General features: G+C 66.7%; 20 protein-coding genes and 1 tRNA gene. 13 read left to right on the forward strand and 8 right to left on the reverse strand.

All coding sequences use genetic code 11. From position 1 onward, the window contains the following. Positions 1–285 precede the first annotated feature (285 nt). Positions 286–2,334: a M13 family metallopeptidase gene (locus WDM91_17800; protein ID MEI9996456.1), complete on the forward strand. Its 2,049-nt coding sequence runs from the start codon at positions 286–288 to the stop codon at positions 2,332–2,334. A gap of 217 nt (positions 2,335–2,551) precedes the next feature. Further along, entirely contained in the window at positions 2,552–6,010 is a 3,459-nt protein-coding gene (locus WDM91_17805) for a hypothetical protein (protein MEI9996457.1), read from the forward strand. Positions 6,011–6,031: 21 nt separating this feature from the next. On the opposite strand, the gene WDM91_17810 is transcribed toward WDM91_17805, so the two are convergent. Continuing rightward, a complete protein-coding gene (locus WDM91_17810) occupies positions 6,032–7,807 on the reverse strand; it encodes a multicopper oxidase domain-containing protein (protein ID MEI9996458.1) in 1,776 nt (591 codons plus the stop codon). A 484-nt stretch (positions 7,808–8,291) separates the two neighbouring features. Here WDM91_17810 and WDM91_17815 point away from each other — a divergent pair, with 484 nt between their 5' ends. The 4 genes from WDM91_17815 to WDM91_17830 all read left to right on the forward strand — a co-directional run bounded on the left by WDM91_17815 (position 8,292) and on the right by WDM91_17830 (position 11,071). Beyond that, on the forward strand, positions 8,292–9,731 hold the full coding sequence (locus WDM91_17815) for a serine hydrolase domain-containing protein (protein MEI9996459.1): 1,440 nt from the start codon (positions 8,292–8,294) through the stop codon (positions 9,729–9,731). Between the two features lie 65 nt (positions 9,732–9,796). After that, positions 9,797–10,168, forward strand: coding sequence for a DUF6249 domain-containing protein (locus WDM91_17820; GenBank protein ID MEI9996460.1), 372 nt, complete (start codon positions 9,797–9,799; stop codon positions 10,166–10,168). 43 nt (positions 10,169–10,211) lie between these two features. After that, positions 10,212–10,733, forward strand: coding sequence for a sigma-70 family RNA polymerase sigma factor (locus WDM91_17825; GenBank protein ID MEI9996461.1), 522 nt, complete (start codon positions 10,212–10,214; stop codon positions 10,731–10,733). Further along, complete coding sequence (locus WDM91_17830; GenBank protein MEI9996462.1) at positions 10,730–11,071, forward strand: hypothetical protein; 342 nt, start codon at positions 10,730–10,732, stop codon at positions 11,069–11,071. The genes WDM91_17825 and WDM91_17830 overlap by 4 nt, the downstream gene beginning before the upstream one ends. Positions 11,072–11,116: 45 nt before the next feature. Here the strand turns inward: WDM91_17830 and WDM91_17835 are convergent. Continuing rightward, a tRNA-Leu gene (locus tag WDM91_17835) sits at positions 11,117–11,205 on the reverse strand. A 353-nt stretch (positions 11,206–11,558) separates the two neighbouring features. On the opposite strand from WDM91_17835, the gene rpsD reads away from it, so the two are divergent. The 6 genes from rpsD to WDM91_17865 all read left to right on the forward strand — a co-directional run bounded on the left by rpsD (position 11,559) and on the right by WDM91_17865 (position 16,529). Continuing rightward, the gene (gene rpsD, locus WDM91_17840) at positions 11,559–12,176 is read left to right on the forward strand and encodes a 30S ribosomal protein S4 (protein ID MEI9996463.1); all 618 of its coding nucleotides are present in this window, start codon (positions 11,559–11,561) and stop codon (positions 12,174–12,176) included. 210 nt (positions 12,177–12,386) lie between these two features. Then, positions 12,387–12,755: a YciI family protein gene (locus tag WDM91_17845; protein ID MEI9996464.1), complete on the forward strand. Its 369-nt coding sequence runs from the start codon at positions 12,387–12,389 to the stop codon at positions 12,753–12,755. Next, positions 12,752–13,999, forward strand: a complete 1,248-nt coding sequence (locus WDM91_17850; protein ID MEI9996465.1) for an RNA polymerase sigma factor — start codon at positions 12,752–12,754, stop codon at positions 13,997–13,999. Before WDM91_17845 ends, WDM91_17850 begins: the two co-directional genes overlap by 4 nt. An 87-nt stretch (positions 14,000–14,086) precedes the next feature. After that, entirely contained in the window at positions 14,087–14,521 is a 435-nt protein-coding gene (locus WDM91_17855; GenBank protein ID MEI9996466.1) for a glyoxalase/bleomycin resistance/extradiol dioxygenase family protein, read from the forward strand. A gap of 86 nt (positions 14,522–14,607) precedes the next feature. Next, the gene (locus tag WDM91_17860; GenBank protein MEI9996467.1) at positions 14,608–15,243 is read left to right on the forward strand and encodes a glutathione S-transferase family protein; all 636 of its coding nucleotides are present in this window, start codon (positions 14,608–14,610) and stop codon (positions 15,241–15,243) included. A gap of 104 nt (positions 15,244–15,347) precedes the next feature. Next, positions 15,348–16,529, forward strand: a complete 1,182-nt coding sequence (locus WDM91_17865; protein ID MEI9996468.1) for a nitroreductase family protein — start codon at positions 15,348–15,350, stop codon at positions 16,527–16,529. Here WDM91_17865 and grxD read toward each other — a convergent pair whose 3' ends face one another. Then, the gene (gene grxD / locus WDM91_17870) at positions 16,530–16,862 is read right to left on the reverse strand and encodes a Grx4 family monothiol glutaredoxin (protein MEI9996469.1); all 333 of its coding nucleotides are present in this window, start codon (positions 16,860–16,862) and stop codon (positions 16,530–16,532) included. 116 nt (positions 16,863–16,978) lie between these two features. Between grxD and WDM91_17875 the strand changes: the two genes are divergently transcribed. Beyond that, positions 16,979–17,932 carry a small ribosomal subunit Rsm22 family protein gene (locus tag WDM91_17875; protein ID MEI9996470.1) on the forward strand — a complete coding sequence of 318 codons (954 nt, stop codon included), beginning with the start codon at positions 16,979–16,981 and terminating at the stop codon, positions 17,930–17,932. Here WDM91_17875 and WDM91_17880 read toward each other — a convergent pair. Genes WDM91_17880 through WDM91_17900 form a run of 5 tightly spaced genes read right to left on the reverse strand, consistent with a single transcriptional unit; the run spans position 17,929 to position 22,339 of the window. Next, complete coding sequence (locus WDM91_17880; GenBank protein ID MEI9996471.1) at positions 17,929–18,645, reverse strand: hypothetical protein; 717 nt, start codon at positions 18,643–18,645, stop codon at positions 17,929–17,931. The genes WDM91_17875 and WDM91_17880 overlap by 4 nt on opposite strands. A gap of 52 nt (positions 18,646–18,697) precedes the next feature. Then, positions 18,698–18,928, reverse strand: a complete 231-nt coding sequence (locus WDM91_17885) for a BolA family transcriptional regulator (protein ID MEI9996472.1) — start codon at positions 18,926–18,928, stop codon at positions 18,698–18,700. Positions 18,929–18,931: 3 nt separating this feature from the next. After that, the gene (gene purL, locus WDM91_17890; GenBank protein ID MEI9996473.1) at positions 18,932–21,136 is read right to left on the reverse strand and encodes a phosphoribosylformylglycinamidine synthase subunit PurL; all 2,205 of its coding nucleotides are present in this window, start codon (positions 21,134–21,136) and stop codon (positions 18,932–18,934) included. Between the two features lie 10 nt (positions 21,137–21,146). Beyond that, complete coding sequence (gene purQ / locus WDM91_17895) at positions 21,147–21,815, reverse strand: phosphoribosylformylglycinamidine synthase subunit PurQ (GenBank protein MEI9996474.1); 669 nt, start codon at positions 21,813–21,815, stop codon at positions 21,147–21,149. After that, positions 21,812–22,339 (reverse strand): DUF2059 domain-containing protein, encoded by a 528-nt coding sequence (locus WDM91_17900; protein MEI9996475.1) that lies wholly within the window; start codon positions 22,337–22,339, stop codon positions 21,812–21,814. The genes purQ and WDM91_17900 overlap by 4 nt, the downstream gene beginning before the upstream one ends.

A 22,339-nucleotide genomic window follows, 5' to 3' on the forward strand; every position in this document is an offset into this window, starting at 1 on the left:
AACAATCTTTGAAAGGAGGTGATCCAGTGTCTCATTGTCATTACCTGCGGACGTCGAAAGCCGCGACCTGGATCCTCGCCTCTGGTGAGGTCAGCTTCGCGTAAGCGACGCCCTTGCGGCCTTCACGGACCGCAGTAAGACAATGGAAGGGCTGTCCCCCACGGGGCAGCCCTTCTTTGTTTCTGCCGCCCACGCGGCTGTGATCGTGGCCGCCGTCCGGCTGTGCTAGGACGACTCCCGAAACATATGTTCCGCGCCCACGCGGACCGTCGACGGGGGAAATCCATGGCGCTGCGTTCCATCCTCTTCGCTCTTCCGCTCGCTTGTGCCGCGGCGCTGGCCGCAGCACCCTCCGCCGAACCGCATGGCGTGCAGCGCGCCAACATGGACACCGCCGTCCGGCCCGGCGACGATTTCAATCTCTACGCCAATGGTGCCTGGCTGAAGACGGCGGTGATCCCGCCCGATCAGGCCGCCTGGGGCTCGTTCTCGACCCTGCGCGACAAGGCCGCCAAGCGCACCGCCGATCTGATCGCCGCGATCGCGAAGAAGAAAGCCGCGCCCGGCACGGACGCGCGGAAGATCGCCGACTTCTATGCCAGCGTCATGGACGAGGCGGGGATCGAGGCGAAGGGCCTTGCACCCGTGAAATCCGAGCTCGATGCCATCGCCGCGATCGCCGACAAGCACGAACTGGCCGGCGCCCTCGGCGGCTCGGTGCGCGCCGACGTCGACGCGTTGAATAACACCAATTTCTACACCGAGAACATCTTCGGCCTGTGGGTCGCGCCGGGCTTCGGCGATCCCGATCATTACACCGCCTATCTCCTGCAGGGCGGCCTCGGCCTGCCGGACCGCTCCTATTACGTCGCCGGCGATCCCAACAGTCTGCAGATCCTCGCGGCCTATCAGGCGCATGTCGTGAAGCTCCTCACCCTCGCCGGGTTCGCCGACGCGGAGACGCGCGCCAAGGCCGTCGTGGCGCTGGAGACCCGCATCGCGCAGATCCAGGGCTCCCGCGCCGACAGCGAAGACGTGCTGAAGGCCAACAACAGCTGGAGCCGTGCCGACTTCGCGGCCAAGGCGCCCGGCCTCGATTGGGACGCGTTCTTCGCGGGCGCTTCGCTGGGCCACCAGCAGACCATCACGGTCTGGCAGCAGGGCGCGGTCCCCGGCGTCGCCGCCGCGGTCGGCGATACGCCGCTGGCCGTGTGGAAGGACTATCTCGCCTTCCACGTCCTCAATCACTATTCGGGGCTGCTGCCCAAGGCCTTCGCCGAGGAGCGCTTTGCGTTCTACGGTGCGACGCTGTCGGGCACGCCGCAGCAGCAGGCGCGCTGGAAGCGCGCGGTGTCCGCCACCAACGCCGCGCTCGGCTGGGCGGTCGGCCGCTTCTATGCCGCGCGTTATTTTCCGCCGGCCTTCAAGACCGAGGCGCAGGCGATGGTCGACAACATCAAGGCCGCCTTCGGCCGCCGCATCGACGCGCTCGATTGGATGAGCCCGGCGACCAAGGCCAGGGCGAAGGCCAAGCTCACGACGCTCTATGTCGGCATCGGCTATCCCGACAGATGGATCGACTACGGCAAGCTTTCCGTCGTGCGCGGCGATGCGCTCGGCAACCAGCAGCGTTCGGAGGCGTTCGAGTACCGCCGCAACATCGCGCTGCTCGGCACGGCGGTGGATCGCAGCACCTGGTGCATGACGCCGCAGACCGTGAACGCCGTGAACCTGCCGCTGCAGAACGCGCTGAATTTCCCCGCTGCGATCCTCGACCCGCCCTTCTTCGATGCCGCGGCCGATCCGGCCTTCAACTACGGCGCGATGGGCTCGATCATCGGCCACGAGATCAGCCACAGCTTCGACGACCAGGGCAGCCAGTTCGATGCCCAGGGCCGCTTGATCGACTGGTGGACGCCCGCCGATTTCGCGCATTTCCGCGACTCGGCACAACGCCTGGCGGCGCAGTATTCGCAGTACAGCCCCTTTCCCGGCGTGACCGTGAACGGCAACCAGACGCTGGGCGAGAACATCGCCGACGTCGCGGGCCTGTCGGCCGCGTTTGACGGCTGGCGCGCCTCGCTCGGCGGCAAGCCGGCGCCGGTGATCGACGGCCTCACCGGCGAGCAGCGCTTCTTCCTCGCCTATGCCCAGACCCGGCAGCAGGCGACGCGCGATGCGGCGCTGCGCGAGCAGGTCCTGACCGACGGCCATGCGCCGGCGATGTATCGCGCGCAGGCGGTGCGCAATATCGACGGCTGGTACGACGCCTTCGCCGTCACGCCCGACCAGAAGCTCTATCTCGATCCGGCGCACCGCGTCCGCGTCTGGTAGGGCGCGCCTTGTGAAGTTCTCGGAGGCGATCCAAAGTATTGGCTCGCCTCCATCAAGTAATTGCGATATATTGATACCATAGTAGAACGCGTAACGGGTGCGCATTTCCCGTATTTCATTTGTAGTCTTATTCGTGCGGCCTGCCGGCAATGTCGGCAGCATGCCTGCGCTCGGCGTTCCAGTGCTGTGAAACCGAGAAATTCCGGAGGAGGATTCCATGACGACGCGCGTTCTCATCGTGTGCGACGGCGACCGCTTCAGCTTCGCGGGCGTACAGCCGAACGAGCAGTTCACGATCTCCTTCCTGGTGGGCGCGCTCAAGTCCAATCCGGCCTTCCAGGTGAAGACCGCGTACCGCAAGCCGGCCGATCCGTTGGGCGCGCCGCTCGACTTCCCCGCATTCAATTTCGCCGCCACCGATCTCACCCAGTTCGACGTGCTCTGGCTGATCGGCGACGAAGGTCTCGGCAGCACCGATGGCGGCAGCCCGATCGGCGACGACGAGCTGCTCGCGATCGCGCATTTCATGGATGGCGGCGGCGGCGTCTTCGCGACGGGCGATCACGAGAGCATCGGCTCGCAGATGTGCGGCCGCATCCCGCGCCTGCGCACGATGCGCAACTGGTACTGGGACGTCTCGGCGATTCCCGCCGACGTGCCGCCCGGCGGCCAGGCGAACTGGACGGTGCTGGGTCCGCAGCGCGCCGATACGCTCCAGCCCTCGGTGGGCGGCGGCTTCTTCTTCGACAGCCAGTCCGACCGCGTGCCGCAGCCGCTGCAGGTGCACGATTCCACCCATCCCATCCTGCAGGTGCCGAGCGGCGTGCTGAACCGCTATCCCGACCACATGCATGAGGGCATGACCGTCGTGCCCTGGACGACCTCCGCGACCTACAGTTTCCTCGGATCGGCGCCGCGGCCGGAATATCCCGCTCTGCCGGCGCAGCCGCTCGAGGCCCCCAAGCTGCTCGCGACCGGCACGGTGATCCCCGGGCACACCACGGTCAATTCGCCCAACTTCACCGGCCCCAGCGGCGGAAACGACAACAGCGATACCGCGGTCCATCCGCCCATCGGGATACTCTGCACCTATGACGGATGGAAGGCCGGCGTCGGGCGCGTCGTGACCGACGGATCCTTCCATCACCTGCTCGACATCAACCTGATCGGCGATCCGGAAGGCGGCGATCTCGGCGGCGGCAATTCGGCGGAGACCCATGCCGGCTTCAACGGCACGCCCGGCATGCTCGCCGACATGAGCGCCTTCTTCAACAACACCGTTGCCTGGCTCGCCCGCCCGGTGCGCACGCTGACCTTGGTGATCGACAAGAGCACCTACGGCAAGGACGAGGCGCAGGCCCATCCGATGGGCCGCTTCGATTCGGCGCTCTACGTCATCGTCGACGGCCTGGCCCCGGCCGATTTTCCGGGCGGTCCGCTCGACGAGCTCATCGATCCGGCGGCGCCCACGGCGGCGCAACTGGCCAAGCTCGCGAACTGGGCGCCGCACATCCCGACACCGGCGGGCGGGGCCGGCATCACCTTCACCGCCATCGGCGTTTCCTCGGACGATGCGACGCTGCCGGCGCGGGTGCAGCGCTTCACGTTCGTCTACCGCGCGACCTTCACCGACCTGACGGTGTTCAACTTCGCCGGCGGCGCCAAGGTGCTGACGATCGCCGCAGCGCTCGGCGTCAGCCCCGCGCCTGCGCCGGCGATGGCGCAGATCGAGCTGATCACCGATGCCGATCCCTATTTCTCGAACTATGCCAACGGCAACACCGTCGGCTATCTGAGCTCGGACCTGCGCGTCTTCAAGGTGATCGAGGGGGAGGCGCCGTTCGGCTTCGTGCTCGGCCATACCGCCGCCGACGCCCGCATCTTCATCCAGAACGCCATGGCGAGCATGACGCCGTCCCAGTTCGACGCCCTGCCGACGGACGAGAACACCTCGGCGCTCAGCCTCACCACGCAAACCACCGACGGCAAGTCGATCTTCAATTTCGCGCTGGCGCGGGTCCGGCTGAACGGCGTCTCGCTGCCCGCCAACCCGGCGCGGGTGTTCTTCCGCGTCTTCCAGGCGCCGACCACGGCCGCGCTCACCTATCAGACCGACGGCTCGGGCAACCCGACGCTCGGCTATGCGCAGTTCGCGACGGGCGGCACGGGCGGCCGCAAGGTCCCGCTGGTCGGAATCAGCGCCGATGGCTCGGAGTATCTCTCGCTGCCCTGCTTCGCGGCGGTGCGCGCGACGAATACGGCGACCGGCAATAACATGACGACACAGCATGACGACCTGAACGCCAAGAACCTGGTGCCGGGCGGCGGCGAGAAGCAGTTCTTCTACGGCGCCTGGCTCGATACCAACCAGACGACGGGCTATTTTCCTGCGACGCCGGTCGGCCAGGCGCATCGCGACGGGCCCTATAGCGGCCCCTTGCAGCCCATCCTCACCGCGCTGCTGGCTGGCGTGCATCAATGCCTGGGAGCGGAGATCGTGTTCGACGGCGCGCCGATCCCCAACAATTCCAATCCCGGAAATTCCGACAAGCTGGCGCAGCGCAATATCGCCTACACGACCGTCGCCAATCCCGGCACGCCGAGCTCGCGCACCGCGACGCACACCTTCGAGGTGCGGCCCTCGCCGGTCGGTCTCGACGGGACGCACCGGCCCGACGAGTTGATGATCGATTGGCGCAACGTCCCGCGTGGCGCGACGGCCGCGCTGTATCTTCCCGCCGTGGCGGCCGCCGATGTCGTGGCGCTCGCGGGCAAGATGTACGCGACGCACGGCCTCGCCGCGCTCGACGCGCACACGCTGCAGGTCCCGGTCGGCGGCATCACCTATGTCCCGCTTCCGACCGCAGGGCTGGCGAATTTCGCCGGCCTGTTCACGCTCGACCTTCCCGCCGGCATCGTCAAAGGCCAACGCTTCGACGTCGCGCTCCGCCAGATCACGACGGCCGGCCTGCAGGCCGTCGCAGCCGCTGCTCTGACTGCAAAGGCCGCCGACGCGCCAAGCGGCCGCTCGCACGAGGCGCGCAAGGCGCGCGCCGAGATCTTCGAGGCACGGCTCGGGGCGAAGAGCGCCGCGCCGCGCGCGGACTGGCGCAAGGTCTATGGCGGCTTCCAGATCGCGATTCCCGTCAGCACCAAGGCCGACATGCTGGTGCCGGAGGCGCGCATCCTGTCGATCCTGCGCTGGCGCGCCGCGGCGCTGTCCGCGAACAGCCGCTGGTATCCCGTCTTCAAGCGCTATCTCGACGTGCTGGCGGCGCGCTTCGAGGGCTTGGGCGGCGATCCGGCTTCGGTGCCGCCGACGCCGGATGGAACATGGCCGGGCCTGACGCTCATCGGCGGCGCCGGCAAGACGCCGGCCTATCCGACCGGGCACGGCGAACCGGCTTCACAGGACGGCCATCCGCTGCACGAACTGGAGAGGCTCGCCGTCACCGGCAAGATCGACGCCCTGGTCTTCAACCATTTCGGCGACTTCGAGGCGTTCGTCATCGAGACCGAGGCCGGCGAATTCCACCGCTATGACAGCAGCGAGCCGCGCGTCCTGGCGATCGTGCGCCGGGCCTGGGAGGAGCGCATAACCGTCGCGGTCCACGCCTCGCGGCACCAGCCGCATCGTCCGCTCGAGATCGTCCTGCTGCGTGGCGGAGCGCCCTGAAAGGCGCTCCGCCTGCGCCGATCAGGGAACGATCTCGACCTTCTGCATCATGCCCTGGTCCTCATGGTCGAGGATATGGCAGTGCAGGACGAAGGCGCCGGTGAATTCGGTGTAGCGGCTGCGCACCGGGATCGGCGTGCCCTGATGCACCAGCACCGTATCCTTCCACACGATCTCGGGCTGTCCGTCCGGTCCGGGCCGCTTCATCTCGAACGGATTGACGTGGATGTGGAAGGGATGCGTCAGCGCCAGCGAGGTCGGCGCCACCGTCAGCGTCCATTGCGAGGCGGTGTTGAGCTTCATCTGCCGCACCGGTCCGGTGGGGTAAGGGTAGTCGTTGACCATGAACCGGATGTCGCAGGTCGGACCTGAGGTGCAGGGCGTGCACGGCCCCGGACCGGCGCACACCATGTTCTCGATCGAGAAGGCGACGTTCTGCGGCGCCCCGTTGAGATCGCCGTCGGTGATCGTCTTGTAGGGCGCAAGCGGTGCCAGCTCCGCATTGGTCGGCATGGGCATGATCGTGAACGGCCCGCGCACGTCGATCACCGCGATCACATTGGCGGGCTGCACCTGGTTGAGGACCGCCGTCAGCTTTGCGGCGAACAGGTCCGCGCTCACCTTCTTGCCGTGGAGCGCCGGCGAGGGCAGCCGCGTCTCCAGCAGCTGCAGGCCGGTCAGCGGCGCGCTGGTCAGATAGTAGCGGCCGGCCTGGCTCGGCGCCTTGAACAGGATATCGCTGCGATAGCCCGGATCGAACTCGAGCGGCGTGCTCCACGCGTCGATGCGGCCGAGCGTGTTGCCGTCGGTCGCTACCTCGTTCAGCGGCATGCCGCTGCCCTGCAGGTACATCTTGATGGTCTCGCGCACGCCGCCATGGATGAAGCGCCAGTGCTGGATCTCGCCGGGCGCGATCGTCACGACCGGCGCGATCTGGCCGTTCACCGTGATGACGCGCTTGGAATCGGCCCAGCTGCCGGGGCTGAACTGCGTCAGGGATTCGATCTCGCCCTGCTCGTTGTAGGAGATCTGCTGCATCAGGAAGATGCGCTCCTTCATGATCCGGATGGCCGGCACGTCGTCGAGCCCGCCCTCGACGATCAGCGCACCTTCCATGCCGCTCGAGACCTGCACCGCGGTCGAGCCATGGACATGCGCGTGATACCAGAAGGTCCCCGCCGGATGGTCGAGCGGCACGTGGATATCGTAATCCTGCGACGTGCCCGGGCAGATCTCGATGAAGACGTTGTCGCTGTTGCCGGACGGCGAGACATGCAGCCCGTGGGTGTGCAGGTTGGTCGTGTTCAGCGCCTGCATCGTGTTGGAGTGCGCCATCGGGCAAGGCATTGCCTCGCGCGGCAGGTCGTTGCGGATCGTGATCTTCATCGTGTCGCCGGGCCGGACGCGCAGCGTCGGGCCGATGAGCTGGCCGTTATAGGTGCGCAGATGCACCGGGCAGCCGGCGATCGACGTCGTCGCGGGATCGGTATAGGCGATGGCGAGCGTCGCGGTCAGCACATGGTTCGCGTCCGAGCGGATCACCGGGGCGTCGGCGAAGGGCTGCATGCCGTATTTCTGGAGGTCGATGTCCTGATAGGCGCAGCCGGGCGTGACCGGCGCGGCCGCCCGCACCGGCATGGCCATCTGATGCGGCCGCACGGCCCGCGCGGCGTTCTTGCCCTTGAAGACGGCCGCATGCGGCTTGGCCGGCGCGGCGGCGGCCGCCGGTCCGGCGAGCAGCACCCCCAGCGGCGCAAGCAATGCAACAGCGAACAGAGATCTGCGAAACCAGCCCATGGCGAATCCCCCGAAAGATGAGAGCAGGAAACGCAACGTCTCTGAGGCAGTGTAATACAGTATTATAAGAACAAACAGAAATATTGGTGGAAATCAGGATTGGAATGACGGGTCTGAGTTCAGCCGGATCTTTGCGAGTCGCGCGCCATCCCGGCGGCAGCCCGGAGGGGACTGGTGCCCGGTCAGGCTCGAACGGACACCCGCTTTTGCGGCTGTAAATCTTAAGTCCGGCGAGGAAGCCAACACGTTGTTTTCATTAGAATAAATGTCTTTGTGATAAGCGAATGCCCCACCGGGCCGCGCCGGAGCGCCGAGGGACCTGAATCAGAATCGACTCCATCCATCCAATTCGGTCGAGGGATGCATCTAACCCTTCGAAGCCGCAGCCATGCACGCTGCGGCAACCGAGGGATTATCGACCATGCGCTTTTGCGTCCAGACGAAACCGGGCAGCCGCCTGCGCGCACCGGTATTCGCGTTCTCCATGGCTCTTTCTGCGTCCACTGCGATGGCCGCTTCGCTATCGACCACGCTGCCCGACAGCACCGCGGGCAAGCTGGGCGGCGCGCTGATCCAGCACATCAATGCCGACACCGCCGAACGCATTCAGCTATGGGCACCGTCCATCCTGTCGCCCGCGGTCCCGGACGGCGACAGGGCAGACTTCCTGAAGGGCCTGGCATCCGCGGCGCGCGACAGCGGCGGAGTGGATCTGGTCGATGTGCGCGAACAAGGGCCGGGGATGATCGCCGTCACGATCAAGGCGCGCCGCACCGGGCAGCGGGCGGCCCTCTTCCTGGCCCCCGATCCGGCGCAGCCCGGCAAGCTGGCGGTCGCGGGCCTGGTGCCGGTTGACGATCCCGCGCTCTACGCCGCCTGGCCGAAAGAGGCCGTGCCGCATACGCAAATCGCGCGCCTTGCGCACGACGCCCTGGATCACTTGGTGCGCGCGTCCGATTTCTCCGGCTGCCTGACCGTCTCCGACGGCGCCGCCACGATTTTCGACGAATGCCGCGGCGCGGCCGAGCGCAATTTCGGCACCGTCGCCACCCGCCAGACACGCTTCCACATCGGTTCGATGGACAAGATGTTCACCGCCGTCGCCATCGCCCAGCTTGTCGACGCTGGCAAGCTGTCGTGGGACTCCACGCTGGCCCAGCTGGTGCCCGAATATCCGGATCAGGACACGGCGCGGAAGATCACAGTCTGGCAACTCCTGCACCACACCGCGGGTCTCGGCGATTTCTTCGTTCCGGAGTTCTTTCAGAATCGCCAAAAGTTCGTCGATCCGGGCGACTATCTGGATCTGATCGCCCGCCAGCCCAAAGCCGGTGAGCCCGGCGGCGACTGGAATTACAGCAATGCCGGCTACATCCTGCTGGGCCGCATCGTCGAAAAGGCTTCCGGCGAAAACTATTTCGATTACATCCAGCGCCATGTGTTCGCGCCGGCCGGCATGACCTCCAGCGGGTTCGACAGCCAGGAGGATGTCACGCCGCGCCTTGCGACCGGATATTTCCACGACGGCGTATTCGCGACCGCCTGGAAAGCGAACGCGATGACGCTGCCCTTCAAGGGAAGCCCGGCCGGCGGCGGTTATTCCACCAACACCGATCTCCTGCGGTTTGCCGCGGCGCTGCGCGATGCCAAGCTGATGAAGCGCGAAACGCTGCAAAAGATGTTCGACGGCGAGGTGCCGGCAGGGCCGGGCGGATACGCCGCGGGCTTCGGTGACCGCCCGTCGCATGGCCGCCATATCCGTGGACATGCCGGCGGCGCGGACGGCATGAACGCGGACCTCGCCATCGTATGGGAAACCGGCGCCGCGGTCGCCGTCACGAGCAACGAAGGCGACTCGCAGACGGCAATGCTGCTGGCCGAACGCGTCGCCGACCTGCTCGCCGCCGAGGGCGCGAAGCCGTGACGCGGCGCGGCTGCACAGCAAGTCGATTCATCTGAAATTCGAGCCAACTTTCCAGGAGCATCGCTATGGCACCAGAAATCTTCATCCCCTTCATGGTCATGTTGGCCCCGGTGGCCGCCATTCTCGTCCTGTTGCGATACCGCTATCTGCAGACGCAGGCGCGCTACCGGATGTTGTTGCAGCTCGCCGACAAGAACGTGACGCTGCCCCCCGAGCTGCTTGCCGATCCCCATGCCGTGCACTCCGACCTTCGCAGGGCGCTGGTGCTGATGAGCGGCGGACTTGGGGTGATCGCGGTGTTCCTGGCGCTGCCGCTGCAATTCGACAAGGGCCAGAGCGTCGGCAGCCTGTGGGGTCTCGGCCTGCTGCCTTTGATGACAGGCCTGGGCTATCTCGCAAGCTGGTGGCTGAACCGGCGCGGTGGCATGGGTGACTGACAGCGCCGCCCAAGCGCGTGTCGATCAGGCGTTGGTGGTCCGTGTGCTGCTGGCGGACGATCGGCGCGCGTTTGAACAGCTGCTGCGACGCTACCAGGGATTGGTGCGCGCCCAATTGCGCCGCTTGCTGAAGGGCGATCATGCCCGGGCCGACGATCTGGCGCAGGAGACATTTCTGCTGGCCTGGCGAAAGCTCCATCAGTTCCGGGGCGACGCACGGTTCTCCACCTGGCTTCACCGGATCGCCTATACCTGCTTTCTTCAGGCGCGCCGCAAGCCGTCATGGTCATCCGACGCCGACGACCACGGCGCCGGCCTACAGGCGGAAGCGCCGCAGGCGATGGATCTGCATCTGGATATCGAGAGCGCGATGCAACGCCTGTCCGCCGCCGAGCAGACGGTGCTGCTGCATTGCGTTCAGCTGGGCATGAGCCACAGCGAGACGTCCTATGTGCTGGCGATGCCGCTCGGCACGGTGAAAACCCATGCGGCGCAGGGCAAGGCGAAATTGCGCGCGCTGCTCGCGGACTGGCAAGAGACGGAGCGAAAGGAATACCCATCATGAGCGAACGCGAAGACGATCCCGTCGATGCCCTGCTGCTGGAACGGTTCGAAGGACCGGTGCCTGACGAAGGTTTTTGCGATGGCGTGATGCAACGCTTGCCGCCCCGGCGCCACGACCCTGCGTGGCCGTTGGCGGCGGGAGTCGTGGCGGGCGTGACTGTCTGCTGGTTAAGCCTGCTGTCTTCGCCGCTCCTTCGTATCGGCTGGCGCGATTGGCTGTCGGGCGAACGATCCGCGTCGGCGGTCACCCTGCTTCTGGTGACGGCGGGCATTTCGCTGCTGACCTTGGCCTGGACAATGGCGGAAGCCGATGACGGGCGCAGTGAATCGGGGCTGTAAACGGCGGCTTCGGCACGGCAGTCTCCGTCGCTGCGCAGCGAAGACTGGTGGCCCCGGTCCGACTCGAACGGACACGCCGCTTTCGCAGCTACGGATTTTAAGTCCGGTGCGTCTACCGATTCCGCCACGGGGCCTGGAAGCGGGCAAACTGGTGCGCTTGGCGCTGTCGCGTCAAGCCGCCTTGCCGCCACCTTGCGCCGCCGGTAATCTTGCCCTCGCCGCAAGCGCCGAGCCCGCCGATGCACGGTCATGCCTTGAGCTTTTTCCTGACCGCCGGCGGATTCGTGATCGGTGTTCTGGCGCTGATCGTCCAGATTCTGGCCTACCGGCGCGGAAAATAGATTCAATCTCCGGTTGAGCGTCAGGCAGAAAGCCAAATATTTCCAAGGCTTAAGCCGGATTTTCCGGCCGTTGACAGGGCGAAGTCCCTGACTATAGTGCGCCGCCTTCGCGGACCCATTCCGCAAACTCGAAATCCGGACGAAGCATGAGCAAGCGCGCTGAAAGCAAGTACAAGATCGACCGCCGCATGGGCGAGAGCATCTGGGGCCGTCCCAAGAGCCCGGTCAACAAGCGCTCCTACGGCCCGGGCCAGCACGGCCAGCGCCGCGCCAAGAAGCTGTCGGACTACGGCACCCAGCTCCAGGCCAAGCAGAAGCTCAAGGGTTATTACGGCAACATCACGGAGCGCCAGTTCCGCAAGTATTACACGGAGGCCTCGCGCCGTCCGGGCGACACCGGCGAGAACATGATCGGCCTGCTCGAGCGCCGTCTTGACGCCGTCGTCTACCGGGCCAAGTTCGTCCCGACGCCCTTCGCCGCCCGCCAGCTCGTCAGCCACGGCCATGTGAAGGTCAATGGCCGCCGCGTCACCATCGCCTCCTACCAGGTGAGCGACAAGGATGCGATCGAGCTGTCGCCCAAGGCCAAGGAGATGGCGCTGGTGCTCGAGGCGACCAAGAGCGCCGAGCGCGACACGCCCGATTATGTCAGCGTCGACCATGACAAGATGACGGCCAAGCTGCTGCGCACGCCCAAGCTGTCGGACGTGCCCTACGCGAGCCAGATGCAGCCGCATCTGATCGTCGAATTCTATTCGCGCTGAGACCGGCGCGAACCGTTTGGAAAAAGGCCGCGGCGCGATCCGCGGCCTTTTTCTTTGCCTGGGCCGTCGCAAAGGCCGGCGCGTGCAAACAATGATCAATCGGTTGGGGTCTTCGCGCCGCCGCGGTCCACAATTTGGGGTGCAACAAATTCCGCCCCGCTGTCGGCGTCGGGCATACCGGCCCGTCCTTGGATCGAACGAGGTCTTCCGATGCTCTACGCCATCCTCTGCTACAATTCCGAGAACGCCGTCTTCTCCTGGTCCAAGGCGCAGGAGGACAAGGTCATGGCCGACCTCGCCGCGGTGCAGGCGCGCCTGTCCAAGGTCAACAAGCTCGGCCCCGTCGCGCGTCTGATGCCGACGACCGCCGCCATCACGCTGCGCAAGGGCGACACGCCGCTGGTGCTCGACGGCCCTTTCGCCGAAACCAAGGAGCAATTGCTCGGCTTCTACGTCGTCGATTGCGCCGATCTGGAAGAGGCGCTCGGCTTCGCGCGCGAATTGGGCGCGGTCAATCCGGGCGGCGCTCATGAGATCCGTCCGCTGCTGATGTTCGACAAGGGAACGCTTCCCGGATGAGCGACCTGGCCTGGCTCGACGTGGCATTGACCTCTGCCCGTCCCCAGGCGGTCGGCGCGCTGCTCCGCTATTTCCGCAATCTCGACGCCGCCGAAGAGGCTTTCCAGGAAGCCTCGCTGCGCGCCCTGAAGAGCTGGCCGCGCAATGGTCCGCCGCGCGATCCCGCCGCCTGGCTGATCATGGTGGGTCGCAACGCCGGCATCGACAGGGTCCGCCGCACGAGCCGGCTCGAGTCGCTCCCCGATGAGGACCGCATCTCGGATATCGACGATGTGGAGGCCCCGCTGGCCGAGCGCCTCGACAATGCCGACTACCGCGACGACATCCTGCGCCTGCTGTTCGTCTGCTGCCATCCCGACCTGCCGGACACGCAGCAGATCGCGCTCGCCCTGCGCATCGTCAGCGGCCTCACGGTGAAGCAGATCGCGCGCGCCTTCCTCGCCTCCGAGGCGGCGGTGGAGCAGCGCATCACCCGTGCCAAGGCGCGTATCGCAAGGCGCGGCGCCTCCTTCGAGGCGCCCAGTCCGATCGAACGCGCCGAACGCCTCGCCGCGGTCGCGACGATGCTCTATCTCGTCTTCAACGAAGGTTATTCCGCGGCCGATGCGGTGCAGAGCGAGGTGCGCGCGCCGCTCTGCGAAGAGGCGATCCGTCTCGCCCGTCTCCTGCTCGCCCTGTTCCCGGCGGAGCCGGAGATCATGGGTCTCCTCGCGCTGTTCCTGCTCCAGCATGCGCGCCATGCGGCGCGCTTCGACGCGGCCGGCGCCATCGTGCTGCTCGACGACCAGGATCGCACACGCTGGAACGGGCAAGCCATTGCCGAAGGCCTCGCGCTGATCGACAAAGCGATGCGCCACGCGCGTCCCGGCGCCTATCAGATCCAGGCGGCCATCGCCGCCCTGCATGGGCGGGCCGCTGCGCCTGCCGATACCGACTGGGCGCAGATCGCCTTGCTCTATGCCAGTCTCGAGCGCCTGCAGCCGTCGCCGGTGGTCACGCTCAACCGCGCCGTCGCGGTGTCCAAGGTCGCCGGCCCGGAGGCGGCGCTGGCGCTCATCGCGCCGCTGGCGGCGCCGTTGCGCAACTATTTCCATTTCCACGGCCTGCAGGGTGCGCTGCTGCTCCAACTCGGCCGGGCCCTGGAAGCCCGCGAGGCCTTCGGCCGGGCCATCTCCCTGGCCGGCACGCCGGCCGAGGCCGCCCATATCCGCATGCATTTGGATCGGCTCGAACAGGTCCCATAGGATTGTCCCGCGCATTGTCGGGGATGGCGCCGCCCGCGCGTCCTTCGCCCGTGAAGCGGCAAGCGTCGCGACCGCAAGGAGACCTGCATGGATACCGAACTCGGCCAGAACTCCGCCGCCGCCTTGCGCGGTGGCATCGTGCCCTATCTCAACCTCGACGGCGCCGGCAAAGCCGCCGACTTCTACAAGCGGGCCTTCGGCGCGGACGAGATCGCGCGCATGCCCGGCGCCGCCGATGGCCGGCTGATCCACTGCCATCTCGTGCTCAATGGCAATTCGCTCATGCTCAGCGACCCGTTCCCGGAGCACGGCCATCCGGCACAAACACCCGCCGCCTTCACCCTGCATCTGCAGGTCGACGATATCGACGCCTGGTTCAGGCGCGCGGTCGCGGCCGGCGCGACCGTCCTGATGCCGGTGAGCAAGCAGTTCTGGGGCGATCTCTACGGCCGGTTGCGCGATCCCTTCGGCGTGAGCTGGTCGATCGGACAGACGCCCAAGGACCAGGCGAAGGCGCGGTAAACCCCATGCCGCCGATGGAAAAGGCCGCAGGTCCGTTCTGCGGTCTTTTGCCTTGTAATCGGCGCCTGCGGTCTTAGCTTGCCGGCATGACCTATACGATTTTCGGCGACAAGGGCTCGGGCGCGTTCTCGGCGGAAGCGGTGCTGGCGGAGGCCGGCGCGCCCTACGAGTTCTATCCGGTCTCGCTGGAGAAGCACGAGCAGAAGAAGCCCGAATTCCTCAGCATCAATCCGAGCGGGAAGATCCCCGCCCTGCGCCTTCCCGAGGGCGAGATCGTCACCGAATCGGCCGCGATCCTCCTGGCGATCGCCGATCATTTCCCCAATGCGCGCCTCCTGCCGCCGCAGGCCAGCGCCGCGCGGGCCCAAGCCTATCGCTGGCTCGCCTTCATGGCGTCGGAGATCTATCCCATGGTCGAGATCTCCGACTATCCGGAGCGCTTCACGCCGGACGGCACCGACGCCGAGGCCTTGCGCGCCAAGGCGCGCGCCCGCATCCGCGAGCGCCTGCTGATCGTCGAGCGCTTCGCGGATGGCCCGTGGTTTCTGTCCTCGGGCTTTTCGATCCTCGACATCTACGCCTCGATGTTCACGCGCTGGCGCGGCAGCATCGGGCGCGACTGGCTGGAGCAGGGGCACATCCCCAAGCTCTCGGGCATCGCCGCGGGGCTTGCGGCGCGTCCCGCCATTGCCCCGGTCTGGGCCAGGCACTTCGGTGCCTGAGGCCATTCATCCGCGTTCGGCGGCGCCACGGTTTCGTTGAATCCGCCGCTCTTCCGCCCCGGATACGCGCTACTATCTCTGCCTTGGGAACGGCGGAGGCGGGGATGGTTTCGCGCAGGACGATGATCGCCGGCGGTGCCGGCGCGGCGCTGGTTGCGGGCCTCGGCTACCGCATCTGGGATCGCGGCGTGTTCGCGGCGCCGGGCGGTGACGCCTATGCGCCTTGGGGCCGCTGGCGCGGCAGCGTGGTCGATGGCGTCGCGCGCCCGCTGAATGCGGCGATCCTCGCCGCCAGTCCGCACGACACCCAGCCCTGGCTGTTCGAGGTCGGCGACGAGTCCATCACCGTCTATGCCGACCGCGCCCGCAATCTCGGCAGCTTCGATCCGTTCCGCCGCGAGATGCATCTGGGCCTGGGCGCCGCGATCGAGAATCTCGTGCGCGCCGCCGGCGTTTATGGCTTTACGCCCTATGTACGCCCGGTCGCGGGCCGGCTGGCCGCGTCGCCGCCGGATGTGCCGACCATCGCGGCGCACATCACGCTTGATCCCGGCGCGCCCGGACGCGACCTGCTCTATGAGGCGATTCCCGACCGCCACACCCATCGCGGCTTCTATCGGGACAAGCCCATCGCGGCGGAAGCGTTGCGCGGTCTTGCCGATCTCGCCGCGGCCGATCCGGTGCGCCTCGCGTTCGTGATCGATCCGGCCGCCCGCCGGGATTTGGGCGCGCTGATCGTCGATGCGACCCAGCGCATCATCGCCGATCCGCAAATGTCCGCCGACAGTGCGCGCTGGGTCCGCACCGGCCGCCGCGAGGTCGCGGCGCATCGCGACGGCGTCACCGTCGACGCCGCCGGCTTGTCGCCCGCGACCGTGATGTTCGCCAAGCTCGCCCCCGACCTGAGCGCCGCATCGCAGGACCGGTATTGGCTTGCCGCCACGCGCGACACGCAGGTCCACGCGCCGGTGCTGGGCGTGATCCTGGTGAAGGACCGGCTGGAGATGGCGCAGGCGATCGCCGCCGGCCGCGTCTGGCAGCGCCTGCATCTCGCCGCGACCCATCTGGGCCTTGCGGCCCAGCCGCTCAATCAGCCGGTCGAGTGCGTCGACCGCGCTGCGATGCTCGGCCGCCGCGATAGCTATCAGGATGCGCTGGTGCGGATGGCGAACGCGCCGGGCTGGCAGCCGACCTTCATCTTTCGCCTGGGCTACGCGGAAAAGCCGGCGCCGCTTTCGCCGCGCCGGCCTTTGCGAGATGTCCTGAAGAGTTCCGGCTACGCCTGATCAGGCGTTCTCGAGCGCGATGCCGTGCTCGGCGAAATACGCCGCGAGCTCGTCATTCTCGAACATCTCGCGCAGGATGTCGGCGCCGCCGACGAATTCGCCCTTGACGTAGAGCTGCGGAATGGTCGGCCACTCGGAATATTCCTTGATGCCCTGGCGGATCTCCGGATCCTTCAGCACGTCGATCGCTTTGAACTTCACGCCCAGATGCGAAAGTATCTGCACCACCGCGGCGGAAAAGCCGCATTGCGGGAAGACGGGGGTGCCTTTCATGAACAGCACCACGGGGTTGCCTTTGACTTCTTCATCGATGCGCGTGCGGATGTCGGTCATGTTGTGTCGCGCCGCGTGGCGCCCTCGCGATGATAGGACGATTTCCATGTATGCCCGGCACCGCAAGGCGTCAAGGTTCGGTCGCCCGCGGCGCATCATACTACGTGCGCGATAGCGTGAATCCCGCGCTTCCGCCGCCGTTCAAAGCCGCCGCCGATGCGCTGCTCGAGGGCGTCTCGCGCAAGGCTCTGGCCGGGCATGCGCAGGCGATTTCCGGGCATTACCGCAGCGGCCGCAGTTCCGCCGCCGCAGTCACCGGTGCCGCGGAAACGCTGGCCTATCTCATCGCGCGGCTGCCCGCGACCTATGCCGTGGCGGCTGCGGCACTGGCGCAAATCCATGCCGCCGTCCCGGACTTTGCACCGGTCTCGCTGCTCGACGTGGGGGCCGGGCCTGCGACGGCGAGCTGGGCGGCACATGAGACCTGGCCGGCGCTGACCGCGTTCACGCTGACGGATTCCAACGCGCATTTCCTCGATCTCGCGCGCAAGCTGGCGCCGTCGCGCGATGCCGCTTTCCTCGCCCGCGACCTCACGCGGGACGAATTGCCGAAAGCCGACCTGGTGCTCGCGAGCTTCGTCCTCGCCGAGATCGCGCAAGCGTCGCAGGTGCCGGTCGTCGAGAAGCTCTTTGCGGCCGCGCGAGACGTCCTGGTCCTGATCGAACCCGGAACGCCGCAAGGCTTCGAACGCATTCGCGCCGCGCGCGCAGTGCTGATCGGACAGGGCGCGCACGTCCTTGGTCCCTGCACGCATGCGAATGCCTGCCCGATGGTGGCGCCGGACTGGTGCCACTTCTCGCAGCGCCTGCCGCGCTCGCGCGACCATATGCAGGCGAAAAGCGCCAGCGTTCCCTATGAAGACGAGCGCTATGCCTGGGTCGCGGTCAGCCGCACGCGCCGCTCGGCGTTCGACGGCCTTGCGCGCGTCCTGGCACCGCCGCACGCGACCAAGCCCGGCATCGAACTGAAGCTCTGCACGCCGAACGGACTGCAAGCACGCTTCGTCGCCAAGCGCGACGCCGGAGCTTTTGCCGGCGTCCGCAAGGCCGACTGGGGCGACGTCGTCTAGGACTTGCAGCCCGAATTCGCCGGCAGCTTCTCTTTCTTGCCCCAGTCATTGTGCGGCACGGCGGCATAAGCCGAGGCGGTGAAGTGCTGCTTCTGTGCCGTGAAGGCGGTCGGCACCGGCGAGCCGGCGGTGCCATAGGTCACGATCCAGAAGTAATCGTAATTGTCGCCCTTCCACGTGTCGGGCACCTGGCTGCCGAGCGCGTCGAGACCGAGGAGCTGGCGCAATGTGATCTTCTGGCCCGGATAGGCGGCTTCGAGCTTCTTGTTCGCGATGTGCTTGTGCTCCCAGATCATGACGACGGTCTTGCCGTTGTAGAGCGGGTTGGTGAGCACGTCGGCAACCGCCTCCTGTGTCCGCATATTGAGAACGGCGGTGGAATCGCCGAGCGGGCTGCCGGAGATCGGCACGGCCGAATACAGGCTCTGCGGCAGGCTCCAGGTCTGGGCCGCCGGGCTTGCGAGTTCGAGCGTGTGCAGGGTGATGGTCACGAAGGCGGCCGGCGTCTCGCCGCTTGCGAACAGCGAGTCCGCCGCGCCCTTGCCGAGATATTGCGTCGACAGCGCCAGCGAGCGCTGCACCCCGACGCTGCAGAGCGCGAAGCCGTCCTGCTTCTCGCCATGGCGCAAGATGATGATGCGGGCCGGCACGGCGGCTGCGCCGATGCCGCTTGCGACGAGAAGAGAAAAAGCCAGAAGAACACGCGAGAGCATGGCGACCTCCATCGGAAAGGCCGGCAACTCAGCCGGGTGCTATTTGATTTTACTATTTCACTTGCGTGGTGAGCTGCAGCGCATGCAGCACGCCACCCATATTACCCTTCAGCGCGGCATACACCATCTGGTGCTGCTGCACCCGGCTTTTGCCCTGGAACGCGGCCGAAGTCACCACTGCGGCCCAATGGTTGTCGTCGCCGGCGAGGTCGGTGATCGTGACCTCCGCGTCGGGGAACGCCTCTTTGATGAACGTCTCGATCTCTGCGGCCTTCATCGCCATCGTTCAATTCCTCGGCGGCAGCTCTTCGCCGCCCATGTAACGCGGAAACCAGTCTTCATGCGCGCGCTTGAGGTCGGGTAGCGCGACCTCGCCAACCCCCTCGACCAGCAGCTTGCCGGGCGCGGTGCAGCCGATCAGGACATGCGGCACACCGTGATTGCGCGCCGTTTCGCCCACCCGCATCGCCAGTGCGGACGGCATGGCCACGACATAGCGCGCTTGGTCCTCGCCGAACAGGAAGGGGATCGGCGCGCTTCCCGCCGGTAGCGCGATATTCGCGCCGATGCCGCCCGCCATCGCCATCTCGGCCAGCGCGACCAGGAGGCCGCCATCCGACACGTCGTGCACGGTGTCGATCCCGCCCGCCTCGATCAGCAGGCGCACGAAGTCGCCATTGCGCCGCTCGCTCGGCAGATGCACCGGCGGCGCGGCGCCGTCCTCGCGCCCTTCGATCTCGCGCAGATAGATCGACTGGCCGAGGTGGCCCTTGGTCTCGCCGACCAGCATGATCACGTCGCCGGGCCGCTTGAAGGCGACGGTCGCCATCTTGCTCACATCGCGCATCAGGCCCACGCCGCCGATCGCCGGCGTCGGCAGGATGCCTTCGCCATTGGTCTCGTTGTAGAGCGAGCAATTGCCGCCGATCACCGGGAAGTCGAGCGCCCGGCAGGCCTCGCCGATCCCGTCGATGCCGCGCACGATCTGGCCCATGATCTCGGGCTTCTGCGGGTTGCCGAAGTTGAGGTTGTCGGTCACCGCCAGCGGCTTGGCGCCTACCGCGGTGAGGTTGCGCCACGCCTCCGCCACGGCCTGCTTGGCACCCTCGAAGGGATCGGCGAAGCAATAGCGCGGCGTCACGTCGGTGGTGATGGCGAGGCCCTTGTTGGTGCCGTGCACCCGCACCACGGCGGCGTCGCCGCCCGGGTGCTGCACCGTGTCGGCCATCACCGTGTGGTCGTACTGCTCCCACACCCAGCGCCGCGAGCACATGTCGGGCGCCGCCAGGATGGTCTTGAGCGATTCGAACACCGGCCGCGACGCGTCGAACGCCGGCGAACCGGTGGCCGCGGCCGGCTCGCGCCACGGCCGCTCATATTTCGGCGCTTCGTCCGACAGCGCGGTCACCGGCATATCGGCGACGACCGCGCCCTTGTGCTTGACGACCAGCCGCCCGGTGTCGGTGGTCACGCCGATCACCGCGAAATCGAGCTCCCACTTCTTGAAGATGCGTTCGGCCTCGGCCTCGCGCCCCGGCTTGAGCACGGCCAGCATGCGTTCCTGGCTCTCCGACAGCATCATGTCGTAGGCGGTCATATTGGCCTCGCGCTGCGGCACATGATCGAGATCGAGCTCGATGCCGCTGCCGCCCTTGTCCGCCATTTCGGCCGAGGAGGAGGTGAGACCCGCCGCGCCCATGTCCTGGATCGCGATGATCGCGTCCGTTGCCATCAGCTCGAGGCAGGCTTCCAGCAGCAGCTTCTCGGTGAAGGGGTCGCCGACCTGCACGGTGGGCCGCTTCTCCTCCGACGCATCGTCGAACTCCGCGCTCGCCATCGTGGCGCCATGGATGCCGTCGCGTCCGGTCTTGGAGCCGATATAGACCACCGGATTGCCCGCGCCCTTGGCGGCGGAGAGGAATATCTTGTCGGTCCGTGCCAGGCCGACGCACATCGCGTTGACCAGGATGTTGCCGTTGTAGCTCTTGTGGAAATTCACCTCGCCGCCGACCGTCGGCACGCCCATGCAATTGCCATAGCCGCCGATGCCGCTCACCACGCCGCTCACCAGATGCCGGGTCTTGGGATGCGCCGGCTCGCCGAAGCGCAGCGCGTTCATCATCGCGATCGGCCGCGCGCCCATGGTGAAGACGTCGCGCATGATGCCGCCCACGCCGGTCGCCGCGCCCTGGTAGGGCTCGATGAAGCTCGGATGGTTGTGGCTCTCCATCTTGAAGATGCAGGCATCGCCGTCGCCGATGTCGATCACCCCGGCATTCTCGCCCGGCCCCTGGATCACCCAGGCCGCCTTGGTGGGAAGTTTGGCCAGGTGGATGCGGGTGGATTTATACGAGCAGTGCTCGGACCACATCACCGAGAAGATGCCGAGCTCGACGAAGCTCGGTTCGCGATTCATCAGCCGCTTGATGCGACCGTATTCCTCGTCCGTGAGGCCGTGTTCCGCAACGAGCTGCGGCGTGATCTCGGTCATGCCAGGAAACTCACGACAAGGTCTCGATCAGGCTCTCGAACAGCGCACGCCCATCCGTCCCGCCCAGCAGCGGATCGACCACGCGCTCGGGATGCGGCATCAGGCCCAGCACGTTGCGCTTCTCGCTGAGGATGCCCGCGATGTTGCGCGCCGAGCCGTTCGGATTGTCGCCCTCGGTATAGCGGAACACGACGCGGCCTTCGCCCTCCAGCCGGTCCAGCGTCTCCGCATCGGCGACGAAATTGCCCTCGCCATGCGCCACGGGGAAGGAGAGGCGTTGGCCCTTCTCGTATTTGCGCGTGAAGGTCGACTGCGTCTCCTCGACCGCCAGCGCCACCGGCCGGCAAACGAATTTGAGATCGGCATTGCGTATCAGCGCGCCCGGCAGCAGATGGCTCTCAGTCAGCACCTGGAAGCCGTTGCAGATCCCCAGAACCGCACCGCCGCGCTCCGCATGCGCCTTCACCGCGCGCATCACCGCCGACTGGCTCGCCATCGCGCCGCAGCGCAGATAATCGCCATAGGAGAATCCGCCTGGCAGCACGACGAGATCGACCTCCGGCAGGTCGGCGTCCTGGTGCCAGACCATGTGGGGGTCCTTGCCCGTCATCTGTTTCAAGGCGACGGCCGCGTCGCGGTCGCAATTGGAAGCTGGAAAAACGACGACGGCGGATTTCACGTTTTGTTGCCGTCCTTGCGGTATTTCGCGATGATGTGCTGCACGGCGGTGGTGGCGGCGCGCTGGCCCCAGGCCTGGCCGATCGCGATGTTCTCTTTGAGGATCGCAGGGTTCTCCGACAGCAGTTTGCTGCCCAGCGGCCCGGCGTAGAACGCGGCCAGCTGCTGCAGCTCGTCATGCGAGAAGTGTTGGACGTAGATGCACGCTTCCGCGTTCATCAGGTCCGGAAGCTGCTTGATCATCTCGTCATGCAGCGCGTTTTTCAGGTCGGCCATCGCGTTGTCGGGTATCTGCGGCGCCGCCCTGTGGATCAGGTCCATCATCGGCGGCATCATCGCGTCGATCGCCGTCACGACGTTGTCCGTCGCATGCGTGGTCTTCAGGATGCCGCGGGCGACGTCCAGGTCGCCCGCATCGGCCGTCGCGCCGTTCTTGCTGCAGACGGCCGCCGAACCGTCCTCCGCCGCCCAGGCCGGCGGCGACAGCAGAATTGCCGCGAGCGCGATGACGATCCGATGACGCAT

The organism is Rhizomicrobium sp. (assembly GCA_037200385.1).
Lineage (GTDB): Bacteria > Pseudomonadota > Alphaproteobacteria > Micropepsales > Micropepsaceae > Rhizomicrobium.

Coding starts and splice junctions, on each gene's coding strand:
- WDM91_17800 (MEI9996456.1), top strand. CDS start 286: ATGGCGCTGCGTTCCATCCTCTTCGCTCTTCCGCTCGCTTGTGCCGCG.
- WDM91_17805 (MEI9996457.1), top strand. CDS start 2,552: ATGACGACGCGCGTTCTCATCGTGTGCGACGGCGACCGCTTCAGCTTC.
- WDM91_17810 (MEI9996458.1), bottom strand. CDS start 7,807: ATGGGCTGGTTTCGCAGATCTCTGTTCGCTGTTGCATTGCTTGCGCCG.
- WDM91_17815 (MEI9996459.1), top strand. CDS start 8,292: ATGGCTCTTTCTGCGTCCACTGCGATGGCCGCTTCGCTATCGACCACG.
- WDM91_17820 (MEI9996460.1), top strand. CDS start 9,797: ATGGCACCAGAAATCTTCATCCCCTTCATGGTCATGTTGGCCCCGGTG.
- WDM91_17830 (MEI9996462.1), top strand. CDS start 10,730: ATGAGCGAACGCGAAGACGATCCCGTCGATGCCCTGCTGCTGGAACGG.
- rpsD (MEI9996463.1), top strand. CDS start 11,559: ATGAGCAAGCGCGCTGAAAGCAAGTACAAGATCGACCGCCGCATGGGC.
- WDM91_17845 (MEI9996464.1), top strand. CDS start 12,387: ATGCTCTACGCCATCCTCTGCTACAATTCCGAGAACGCCGTCTTCTCC.
- WDM91_17850 (MEI9996465.1), top strand. CDS start 12,752: ATGAGCGACCTGGCCTGGCTCGACGTGGCATTGACCTCTGCCCGTCCC.
- WDM91_17855 (MEI9996466.1), top strand. CDS start 14,087: ATGGATACCGAACTCGGCCAGAACTCCGCCGCCGCCTTGCGCGGTGGC.
- WDM91_17860 (MEI9996467.1), top strand. CDS start 14,608: ATGACCTATACGATTTTCGGCGACAAGGGCTCGGGCGCGTTCTCGGCG.
- WDM91_17865 (MEI9996468.1), top strand. CDS start 15,348: ATGGTTTCGCGCAGGACGATGATCGCCGGCGGTGCCGGCGCGGCGCTG.
- grxD (MEI9996469.1), bottom strand. CDS start 16,862: ATGACCGACATCCGCACGCGCATCGATGAAGAAGTCAAAGGCAACCCC.
- WDM91_17880 (MEI9996471.1), bottom strand. CDS start 18,645: ATGCTCTCGCGTGTTCTTCTGGCTTTTTCTCTTCTCGTCGCAAGCGGC.
- WDM91_17885 (MEI9996472.1), bottom strand. CDS start 18,928: ATGGCGATGAAGGCCGCAGAGATCGAGACGTTCATCAAAGAGGCGTTC.
- purL (MEI9996473.1), bottom strand. CDS start 21,136: ATGACCGAGATCACGCCGCAGCTCGTTGCGGAACACGGCCTCACGGAC.
- WDM91_17900 (MEI9996475.1), bottom strand. CDS start 22,339: ATGCGTCATCGGATCGTCATCGCGCTCGCGGCAATTCTGCTGTCGCCG.